Source organism: Roseateles sp. P5_B10 (assembly GCF_056400485.1).
This window is the reverse complement of record NZ_JBFULE010001699.1, coordinates 1-547: the sequence shown is the minus strand read 5'-3', so window position 1 is coordinate 547 and position 547 is coordinate 1. Positions and strand designations below refer to the sequence as shown.

Genomic DNA, 547 nt, shown 5'->3' with positions numbered 1-547 from the left:
AACTGCCCCCGAGGCCTCGCGTAGCTCGGACATCGACGGCGCAATCTGGCCTCCAAGGGATTGCCGCGGTCGATACCCAATCATCGCACCAGCGAGATCGCTGGTCACTCACATCACTCGGGAGACGATCCATGTCCAAGCGCATTGCACTTCTGTCGGCCGTCGCATTCAGCACCCTCGCCATCGCTGGCACTGTGCTTGCCCCCGCACAGGCCGAAGACAAGAAGATGATGAAGAGCGAAATGTCGGGCGAGAAMACCGTSATGGTMGGCGGCGCGSCGATGTATCCGTCSAAGAACATCGTCGAGAACGCYGTSAAYTCGAAGGATCACACCACGCTGGTCGCCGCCGTGAAGGCCGCCGGCCTGGTCGATACCCTCTCCAGCAAGGGCCCGTTCACGGTATTCGCACCGACGAACGCCGCCTTCGGCAAGCTGCCGGCCGGTACCGTCGATACGCTGGTGAAGCCTGAGAGCAAGTCGACCCTGACCAAAATTCTGACCTACCATGTGGTCCCCGGCAAACTGAACGCCGCCGACCTCAAGGA

At 61.4% G+C, this 547-nt stretch carries 1 protein-coding gene; it reads left to right on the top strand.

Translation table 11 applies throughout. The features are described from left to right. Nucleotides 1-227: 227 nt before the first annotated feature. A partial coding sequence (locus AC1DU6_RS35415; protein ID WP_477863271.1) for a fasciclin domain-containing protein occupies nucleotides 228-547 on the top strand: 320 nt, incomplete at its 3' end.